A 10,000-nucleotide genomic window follows, 5' to 3' on the forward strand; every position below is an offset into this window, starting at 1 on the left:
TGCATCGCTTTTTTACTGCGTTACAAAGTGGCGGTCAGGTGATACTGCCGCCACAAAAGACATTTTGGTCGCCTTGTTACGCCATAGTGGTGGACCGTTTTGCAGTGCCCTGGAAGATTAATTGTGTGAATTGACTGCTGTTGGCAGTACAGAGTGTTCACTTTGATAAGAGCGACTTTATGATTATCAGCACTGTAGAAAAAACCGAATACCCTAAGTTATTGCACATTTGGGAAGCCTCTGTCAGAGCCAGCCATGACTTTTTAAAGGAAGAGGATCTGCAGGAATTAAAACCCCTGATCCTTGAGCAGTATTTTGATGCGGTTGAGTTACGCTGTGCCAAAACGAGTCAGGGTGAAATACTCGGATTTTGTGGTGTGCATGATGGCTCTATTGAAATGCTGTTTATTGCTCCGGCAGCCCGAGGTAAAGGAGTGGGGGCCCTGCTCGCGGCTTATGCCATCAAAGCGCAAGGCGCAACCAAGGTGGACGTGAATGAACAGAATGAACAAGCCAAAGGTTTTTACCTGCATATTGGTTTTTCTGTGATAGGCCGCTCTGCGCTCGACGGGCAGGGAAAACCTTATCCGCTGTTGCATATGGCATTGCAGTGATCTGGTGCTAGATACAAGTCCACAGATAATCCTTTCCAGCTTGTGTCGGCACATCAATCAAATAGCTGTTGGCCAAAGACAGCTGTGGCAGGTTTTTGCTGGTGTGTTTAAGTGGTGGTTTAATCTGCGCCTGTTGGTAGAAGGGGTTGGGGTTTTCAGAGCTTCCACTTGCCTTGTGAACCTTAAAAGCTGTCACTTCAGGCAATGGCGAAGCACTACGCAGGCGTAAATTACCACCTAAGCGCGAGTGGATTTTTAGCCTACAGACCTGGCCGTTTTGCCAGCTCATATCCAGCATAAAACCACCGCGCATCATCAGGCCTGTCACTGTTCCAATGGACCATTCCTGTGGCAAAGCCGGCAGCAGATGCACGGCGCCATCATGGCTTTGCGCCAGCATTTCAGCCAAACCTGAGGTGAAGCCAAAATTGCCGTCAATCTGAAAGGGTGGGTGCGCGTCAAACATATTGGGATAAGTACCGCCGCTTTCGGAGATTTTGCCATCCGCAGTCAGGGCCGGTTTGATTTGGTCACGCATCAGTTTCAAAGCCCTGTCACCATCCAGAAGGCGGGCCCATAAATTTATTTTCCAGTTCATCGACCAGCCTGTGGACGGGTCGCCGCGCTGTTCCATTGTTACTTTGGCCGCATTAAATAACTCAGGCGAACGCAAAGGCGATATCTGATTGCTGGGATAAAGCCCATACAAATGCGAAACATGACGGTGTTTGTCTTGCGGGTCGTCCCAATCCTGTAGCCATTCCTGTAACTGATGGTACTGGCCTATTTGCATAGGCGGCAGGCGCGACAGAATATTCTGCCAGGCTGGGATTTGTTGTTTGTCTTGTCCCAGAATAGTGGCAGCCGCTATGGTGTTGCTAAACAGGTCAAAGAGCAGCTGGTTATCCATAGTCACGCCCGCCGCTATTTTCGTGCCTGTGGCTTTGGGGGCATTTTCCGGTGACATGGAAGGGGATACAATCAGCCATTGTTTATCCGGCGATTCAATTAAAAAGTCTTCAAAAAACTGCACTGCAGCTTTCATCACAGGATAGACCTCAGCCAGATAGGCATTGTCGCCGTTGTATAGATACTTTTGCCATAAATGCTGACTCAACCAGGCGTTACTGGTAGGCCAGGAACCCCAGCTGTAATCAACGCCACCTGTGATGCGCCAGATATCGGTATTGTGATGCGCCATCCAGCCACGGGCGCCATACATGGTTTTGGCGCTTTGTTGCCCTGTAACGGCGAGCTCTTTAATCATCTGGATAAAAGGCTGATGCAGTTCAGTCAGTTGTGTCACTTCTGCTGGCCAGTAGTTCATTTGTGCATTGATATTTAAGGTGTATTTACTGTCCCATGGCGGGTCTTGTCTATGATTCCACAGGCCCTGCAAATTAGCGGGCTGACCACCAGGTTGTGAGGAGGAAATCAATAAATAGCGGCCAAACTGAAAATACAGACTGGCAAGCTCTGGGTCGTGTCGCTGCGCAAATAAGCGGATGCGCTGGTCTGTGGGTTCGACGCTGAATTCGCTGTGGCCCAGATCTAAAGTCACCCGGTCAAAATAGCTTTTATAGAGGTTGCTATGGGCCGTTTTACGATCCTGATAGGGGTGTTGCTGGAACTGCTGTTGTGCTTTGGCCAGATACTGCTGAGCACGTTTAAGCGCATCAGCGCTGATATCCTGGTAGTTAATAAAATTGGTCGCCATGGACAGCAACAGCACGACCGAATCGGCGTTTTCCACCTGGATCTGATGATTGGTTTGGCTTACAGTGCCGCCACTATTTTGTATATGCAGCAAGGAAACCAGTTGCACTTGGCCTTTGATGCCTTCGTGATCTCCAGATTGCACCTGCATCGCTACTGTATTGGCATTTTGTGTTGAAAAAACTGCCTTGGCCGGATGGGTCAAGTAGGCTTTAAAACTGAGCTGACCGGGTTTACTGGCGGTTAATCTGACCACCAGCACCTGATCCACCAGTGAGGTAAAAACTTCACGTTTGTAGCTCACATCTCCTACCTGATAGCTGGTGCTGGCCACTGCATTGGCTATGTCCAGGTCGCGATAATAATGGCGATAAGAGCTGTGAGAAGGGAACTCCAGCTGCAGTCGGCCTGCACTTTGATAAGGCATACCGTTGGCGCCCTGACTGGTAATAGTTTTAGCCGCCAGCGCTTCGGCCGCGGCATAGTCGCCTTCGGTGATTAAATGACGGATCGTGGCTAAAGAAGTCTTTGCCGCACTGTTGATATTGTTATGTGGACCACCAGCCCAAAAGGTGTTTTCATTCAGCTCTATGGTTTCATGTGATGGTTTGCCATAGACCATAGCACCCAAACGGCCATTGCCTAAAGGCAAAGCTTCTTCCCATAATTTAGCGGGTTGGTTGTACCAAAGTTTAAGATCTGTCTTAGCTGGAGCAGCCGCGGTAGCGAAAGCACTGAGTAAACTCAATAAGCAAAGTAAAGAAATTTGCACAGTTTTTGTCATCACCGCATGGCACCCTGATGGTCAATGTGTTGCAGCCAGATTCTGATGTTCAGGTTTAACCTTCTGATTTTGATATGTATATAGTGTTTATCGTTAATGAAGTTCTGATTTTTGTTTGGCTACAACAGACGGCGTCTTACTGATAGCCGTTTGATTGCGCGCAGCGCCAGTCGTTTCTGGCATTCAGTGCCAACAGCTCTTTGTGCTAAAATGCCGCCGTTTTTTAGCTGAGCGTCTTAATCAGGAGTTGTTGTGTCAGCATTATCATCTTTATATCCGCAGCCTTTGTGGCAATGGTTCGCGCAAATTTGTGCTATTCCACATCCTTCTAAGCATGAACAAGCCTTAAGCCAGCATATTCAGCACTGGGCGCGTGACAAAGGTTTAGCTGTAGTTGAAGACCAGGTCGGTAACCTGATCATTAAAAAACCGGCCACTGCAGGTTTTGAAAATCGCAAAGTGGTGGTGATCCAGGCGCATCTGGATATGGTGCCACAGAAAAACGCCGACAAAATCCATGACTTCACTAAAGATCCGATCGACGCTTATGTAGACGGCGATTGGGTTAAAGCCCGTGGCACCACGCTGGGCGCTGACAACGGCATCGGCATGGCTTCAGCTTTAGCTATTTTAGGCAGCAATGACATTGAACATGGTCCTTTAGAAGTACTGCTGACCGTAGACGAAGAAGCTGGCATGACAGGTGCTTTTGGTGTGCAGCCGGGCATGCTGGACGCTGAAATCCTGATTAACACAGACTCTGAGCAGGAAGGCGAAATTTACATGGGCTGCGCCGGTGGCGTCGATGCTGAATTTACTGTGCCTGTGCAATGGCAAGATACCCCAGCTGGTGTGATGGCTGTTGATTTAAGCTTAACAGGCTTAAAAGGCGGTCACTCAGGTGTGAATATTCACCTCGGTCGCGGCAACGCCAATAAACTGTTGGCGCGTTTTTTAGCTGACCATGCTACAGCACTGGAATTAGCTATTGCCAGCTTTAGCGGTGGTTCTTTGCGTAATGCTATCCCACGCGAAGCCACTGTCAGTCTGACTGTTCCTGCAGCAAAACTGACGCAGTTACACCAGGCTGTAGCCCAATTTGAAGCTTTGCTGCAGTTTGAATTAGCCGCTGTTGAGCCCGCTTTAAAACTCAGTCTGACCGAAGTGGTGACTCCTGCTCAAGTGCTTGCAGCTCAAAGCCAAAACACTCTGATCCATTTAATGAATCTGTGTCCTAACGGTGTGATGCGGATGAGCGATGAAGTGGCAGGTGTGACCGAAACTTCACTCAACATGGGGGTGATCAGCACTAACGAAGATAGCATTCAGGTGCTGTGTTTAATCCGCTCTTTAATTGACAGCGGCCGTCAGCAGATTGAAAGCATGTTAACGTCACTGGCACAGTTATCTGGCGCTGCAGTGAAATTCAGCGGTGCTTATCCTGGCTGGAAACCTAACCCGGATTCAGCTGTAATGGCGATAGTGCGAGACACCTATCAGGATATTTACCACAAAGAGCCGGTGATTATGGTGATCCATGCTGGTTTAGAATGTGGCTTATTTAAAAAGCCTTATCCGGATATGGATATGGTGTCTATTGGCCCCACTATTCGATTCCCACATGGACCGGATGAAATGGTCAATATCACGACTGTGGGCCAGTACTGGGAATTATTGCTGGCGGTATTAAAGCGTATCCCTGAACGCGGCTGATGCTAAAAGCTACTACTGTGGAATAGTCAAAAAGCCCCTTTTCGGGGCTTTTTTTATGTCGATGAAAAGACAGTCTGCTGCGACTATGTGTTGAATAGCAACACCTGCAGTGACCCTTGTATTTGGTTGCAAAGATGTTATGCATTTGTCGCTAAGCTATTGTGGCAACAGTTTTTTCCCGATAAGCTTTTGGCCTAAGCAAAAATGGAACAAGCAGTGAGTATTCTGGTGAAAAAGGAGTGAGCCAATGTCATGGCAATGCCAACATTGCAAAACCAGTATTGAAGACGATGACTTTGAAGTCTGCTGGAATTGCAACAGCGAAAAAGGCGCAGCCGAGCCTGCCAGCATAGCTCAGGCGCCAGCCCTCTATTGTTTGCGCTGCAACACCCAGTTAAGTTTTATCGGCACTAAAAACTTCCATGAAGGCACACGTTGGGGTGTATTGGGCGATATAGGGGAGTTTTTTGTCAATAAAGAAAATCTGGACATGTATGGTTGTAAGTCCTGCGGCAAACTAGAGTTTTTTATGACAGGCTTTATCGACCGGGCAGAGTGAAAACGGGTTTTATCGTGCACATTTCATCATAGGTAACGGATAGTTTAAGGGGAAGCTGAATGCGTTTTGCTCTGGTTATGTTTTTTCTGAGCTGTTTTTTGACAACACCAGTCCATGCTGACGATCATCCGACTATTCCTGAACGTTTGCCCTTATTGAAAGCGCTGGATGGGCAATGGCGGATGTCGGGTGATGTGATGGGCAAAGCTGTGACTTATAGCATGCAGGCCGGCCCTATATTACAGGGCGCTTTTACTGAACTACATATGGATGACGTACAGCGACCTTCCGAATATGAAGCCAGAGTTATATTAGGCTATGACGAAGAGAGCAAGACTCTGATCGCACACTGGATGGATAGTTTTGGCGCTCGTTATTCTATACCGCATGGTACAGGCCACATCACGGATAACAGCATTCAGTTCACTATTCCTTATGAAGGCGGCTCGTTCAGAGACACGCTGACTTATAACCCTGCCGCCAAAACCTGGCTTTTTGTGATAGAAGCCGCTAAGCCTGATGGCACCTGGCAACACTTTGCCCGGTATACCATGAGCCGCAGCTAATGGCAGAATAAGCGGGACGGGCTGATGAATCCGGATAAAGTGATACGTAGTCAAACCAAAAAACTGACTGACTTGCCCAATATTGGCAAAGCAGGAGCTGCAGATTTGGTTTTACTTGGTATCCATCAGCCTGATGATCTGAAAGGTCGCGATCCCTATCAAATGTACCAACAGCTTTGTGATATCACAGCGCAGCGGCATGACCCTTGTGTCATAGACGTTTTTATTTCCATCACCCGCTTTATGCAGGGCGAGGAGCCTAAAGCCTGGTGGGCATATACGGCGGAACGAAAAGCCGGATGGGTGGACTAAGGTCCAGGCCTATTGCTGCTGATCCTTTGGTTGCCAGATGGGGCGACGCCCAAGTCACTAATTTAAAAAACCTCAATGTTTAAAAGAGTACCAATTTAATGAACCAAAACGAGTTGAAAACTTTATTTGATCAACAAGCCTCAAGCTATGACACTCAATGGGCGAAAACAGCGCCGATACGGCATTGCCTGCATTTATTGCTCGACTCCATGTTTTCTGGTTTGCCTGCTGATGCAAGGATTTTATGTGTTGGTTTAGGCACTGGGGCTGAATTATCGCATTTGGCGCAGAAAAATCCGCTCTGGCGTTTTACTGCAGTGGAGCCCTCCGGCGCTATGCTGGAGTTGTGCCGGCAAAAGGCTGAGCAGGAAGGTTTTGCTTCCCGTTGTGTGTTTCATCAGGGTTATCTGGACGCCTTGCCAGAGCATGAATTACATGATGCAGCCACGTGTTTTCTGGTGTCGCAGTTTTTTGTCGATCCACAGCAGCGTTCAGCGTTTTTTCAACAAATTGCTGACAGACTGAATCCTGGAGCTTTGCTTGCCAGCTCAGATCTGGCCTCTGATACCCAGTCAGCAGACTATGATGTGTTATTACGGGCCTGGATGAACATGATGTCAGCCGCAGATATTACCGCTGAGGCGATAGAGCGGATGCGTGCTGCCTACAGCAATGATGTTGGCGTTTTAGCGCCAGCCAAAATAGCGTCCATCATAGCTGCTGGCGGTTTTGCAGCTCCGGTACAGTTTTTTCAGGCGGGATTGATCCATGCCTGGTTATCGAGGCGGGCAGGTTGAGTCTTTATTCATTATTTAGATCACAGTAAGTCGATGGCATCTGCTTACACTTTAAGCTCACCACGCTCTGCTTGCTTTGACAAGTGCTGTGCTAATTAGAGTTATTAAAGGTGCGGGGGGATGTTACTCATTGAGTTTCAATCCCTTCAGAATGCAGATAAGACAAGGACAAACTATGTGGCGTATAGTCGCTTTGATGATGTTGGCGCTGTTGTTTGGTTACGGCTTAATAAGAATTGGCGTTGGTTGCCTGTTGTTAGCTCAAGCGCTTGAATTAATCCAGGTCACTGACTTCGCTGATGCATTGGCTGAGGTCAAACGTTTTACAGCAGCTCGTGCCGACAAAGAGTTGGTCGCTTTTAGTGTGTCTGGATACTGTGTTTACATTATGCTGATGGGGTTGTTGTTAGCGTCCGGTGCTGTAGGGGTTTTCCGCTATAAGCTCTGGGGTTTTATGTTGCTTGGCTTGTATTTGCTGATGCACGCAGCACTTTTTGTTAACTACCAGGAAATTAATCCTAAATTATTTGTCCTGGCGTTACAGGCCCTTATGTTAGTTGTACTGCTGTATTTAAGGCCTCCCAGAGCGGCCGACATTGTGAAATAACTGGCCAGCTAAAAAGGACAAGAATAATTGATTTTACGCATTGTGGATAAGTTGATTTTTGGCGCAGCACTACTTCTGGCCTTGCAATTACCTTTGCTGGCAGAGCACTATCAGCAGTATTTGTCCGGGCAGTATAAAGCGACAAAATGGCAGGTTGACGGTTACGCAGCCACGGCAAAAGCCAATCAGTTTGCTGATATTCAATCCATGCTTGAGCAGCACTTGCAAAATGCAGAACCTAGCGTCAGAGATGATGCCAGACAAAAGCTGGCGACTATGGATGTACTGGCCGACCTCACACAGGGCATGGCTGTGTTTGAACAGGGGTATCTTGTTGAGAAGCTGCTGTTTATGTTGCATCCATCCAGGTACGGCAATCTGAAAGAAGTGATCCGTCAGTTTGCGCCTGGTATTCCGCTGAGCCCGGGTAGCCTGGCATTTTCAGTTCTGGTCGCTCTGTTGCTGAACCTGCTGCTGATGCTGCCTTTTCAGTTAGTGCGGGCAGGCAAAAGACCAGCCAGCATTGTGCGTAAAGCTTAGAAACTGTTTACCTTTTAGCGCAGCAGCTGTCGGGCAGGTTTTGATGCAAGGCAGGTAGTTGTGGTGCTGATTGCTCTTTTCGATCTGACTGCCTAATAAATGCGGCTGTTTAGTGAGTTATTGCTACACCGGATTTGCAGTGGAAAAAAACCGCGAACCCCCTTTATCCAGACTGGCGAAATGAATGGAAGCCAGCGCAGCGGGGAAAAAAATGCAGTAGCAGACGAGAGGTTAACAAAAAGCCCCGCGGTTTTCACCGGCGGGGCTTTTTATTGCGTGAGCGGCTAATTAGTTCTTAGCAGCTGCAGCTTTCTTTTCTTTCTCTTTTGCAATCACTGCATCAGCCACGTTTTGTGGACATGGTGAGTAGTGAGAGAATTCCATAGAGAACTGACCACGACCAGAAGTCATAGTACGCAGTGTAGAGATGTAACCGAACATCTCAGACAGTGGTACGTCGCCTTTGATACGTACGCCAGTGACGCCAGCTTCCTGACCAGAGATCATGCCACGACGACGGTTTAAGTCACCGATCACATCACCTACGTGATCTTCCGGAGTGAAGACGTCAACTTTCATGATCGGCTCTAACAGCTGAGCGCCTGCTTTAGGAATAGACTGACGGAAAGCGCCTTTTGCAGCGATTTCGAACGCGATAGCTGATGAGTCAACTGCGTGGAAACCACCGTCGAATACTTCAACTTCAACATCTAATACCGGGAAGCCTGCTAAAGTACCAGTGCTCATCATAGAGGCGAAGCCTTTTTCGATGGCTGGCATAAATTCTTTTGGAACGCTACCACCAACAACGGTAGAGATGAACTTGAAGCCAGAAGCTTGTGCGCCCGGACGAATGCGGTAGTCGATTTTACCGTATTGACCTGAACCACCAGATTGCTTCTTGTGCGTGTAGCTGTCTTCCACTTCACGAGTGATAGTTTCGCGGTAAGCAACCTGAGGCTGGCCTACGACTAATTCAACACCGTAAGTACGTTTCAGGATATCTACTTTGATATCTAAGTGCAGTTCACCCATACCTTTCAGAATGGTTTCGCCTGAGTCAACGTCAGTTTCAACACGGAAAGTTGGATCTTCAGCCACCATCTTACCGATGGCGATACCCATCTTCTCAACAGAACCTTTATCTTTTGGTGTTACAGAGATAGAGATTACTGGCTCTGGGAATACCATTGGTTCTAAAGTACAAGGAGCTTTAGGATCACATAATGTGTGACCAGTCTGAGTGTTGTTCTTCAGACCAACCAGCGCGATGATGTCACCGGCCTGAGCAGTTGTCAGGTCAGTACGGTCGTTCGCGTTCATCTCAACCATACGGCCGATACGTTCAGTTTTACCTGTGAATGAGTTCAACAGGGTATCACCCTTGTTCAGAACACCAGAGTAAATACGGATAAAGGTCAGGGCGCCGAAACGGTCATCCATGATTTTGAATGCTAAAGCGCGGAACGGCTCGTCAGCAGAAACGATAGCGAATTCGCCAGTCTCGTTACCTTCTTCGTCAGTCAGCGGCTGTGGGTTTACTTCAGTCGGAGACGGTAAGTAATCAACAACAGCGTCTAACAGTAATTGCATACCTTTGTTTTTAAAGGCTGAACCACAGTAAGTTGGGAAGAATGCCAGTTCACGGGTACCTTTACGGATACAAGCTTTCACTTGTTCCACAGTTGGCATTTCGCCTTCCATGTAGGCCATTAACAGGTCGTCGTCTTGCTCAACAGCAGTTTCGATCAGCTGTTCGCGGTACATAGCCACATCGTCAGCCATATCAGCC

General features: G+C 48.0%; 10 protein-coding genes. 8 read left to right on the plus strand and 2 right to left on the minus strand.

Features of this window, described 5'->3' with window-relative positions:
- Nucleotides 1–179: 179 nt before the first annotated feature.
- Entirely contained in the window at nt 180–614 is a 435-nt protein-coding gene (locus LDL40_RS00470) for an acetyltransferase (RefSeq protein ID WP_300992573.1), read from the plus strand.
- Nucleotides 615–621: 7 nt separating this feature from the next.
- Here the strand turns inward: LDL40_RS00470 and LDL40_RS00475 are convergent, their stop codons facing one another.
- Entirely contained in the window at nt 622–3,114 is a 2,493-nt protein-coding gene (locus tag LDL40_RS00475; RefSeq protein WP_300992575.1) for a glycoside hydrolase family 95 protein, read from the minus strand.
- 252 nt (nt 3,115–3,366) lie between these two features.
- On the opposite strand from LDL40_RS00475, the gene LDL40_RS00480 reads away from it, so the two are divergent.
- From LDL40_RS00480 to LDL40_RS00510, 7 genes are all read left to right on the plus strand, one after another.
- Nucleotides 3,367–4,827: an aminoacyl-histidine dipeptidase gene (locus tag LDL40_RS00480; RefSeq protein WP_300992577.1), complete on the plus strand. Its 1,461-nt coding sequence runs from the start codon at nt 3,367–3,369 to the stop codon at nt 4,825–4,827.
- A 247-nt stretch (nt 4,828–5,074) separates the two neighbouring features.
- A complete protein-coding gene (locus LDL40_RS00485) occupies nt 5,075–5,386 on the plus strand; it encodes a hypothetical protein (RefSeq protein ID WP_300992579.1) in 312 nt (103 codons plus the stop codon).
- A gap of 59 nt (nt 5,387–5,445) precedes the next feature.
- A complete protein-coding gene (locus LDL40_RS00490; RefSeq protein WP_300992582.1) occupies nt 5,446–5,952 on the plus strand; it encodes a DUF1579 family protein in 507 nt (168 codons plus the stop codon).
- A gap of 24 nt (nt 5,953–5,976) precedes the next feature.
- Nucleotides 5,977–6,264 carry a helix-hairpin-helix domain-containing protein gene (locus LDL40_RS00495; protein WP_300992584.1) on the plus strand — a complete coding sequence of 96 codons (288 nt, stop codon included), beginning with the start codon at nt 5,977–5,979 and terminating at the stop codon, nt 6,262–6,264.
- Nucleotides 6,265–6,362: 98 nt separating this feature from the next.
- Entirely contained in the window at nt 6,363–7,061 is a 699-nt protein-coding gene (locus LDL40_RS00500) for a class I SAM-dependent methyltransferase (protein WP_300992586.1), read from the plus strand.
- Nucleotides 7,062–7,236: 175 nt separating this feature from the next.
- Nucleotides 7,237–7,668, plus strand: a complete 432-nt coding sequence (locus LDL40_RS00505) for a hypothetical protein (RefSeq protein WP_300992588.1) — start codon at nt 7,237–7,239, stop codon at nt 7,666–7,668.
- 27 nt (nt 7,669–7,695) lie between these two features.
- Nucleotides 7,696–8,208, plus strand: a complete 513-nt coding sequence (locus LDL40_RS00510) for a DUF2937 family protein (RefSeq protein WP_300992590.1) — start codon at nt 7,696–7,698, stop codon at nt 8,206–8,208.
- A 288-nt stretch (nt 8,209–8,496) separates the two neighbouring features.
- On the opposite strand, the gene LDL40_RS00515 is transcribed toward LDL40_RS00510, so the two are convergent.
- Nucleotides 8,497–10,000: elongation factor G (locus tag LDL40_RS00515; RefSeq protein ID WP_300992592.1), on the minus strand; the 1,504-nt coding region annotated here is incomplete at its 5' end.

Origin of the sequence: Rheinheimera sp. (assembly GCF_020217005.1) — a bacterium.
In the GTDB taxonomy this organism is placed as follows: Bacteria; Pseudomonadota; Gammaproteobacteria; order Enterobacterales; family Alteromonadaceae; genus Pararheinheimera.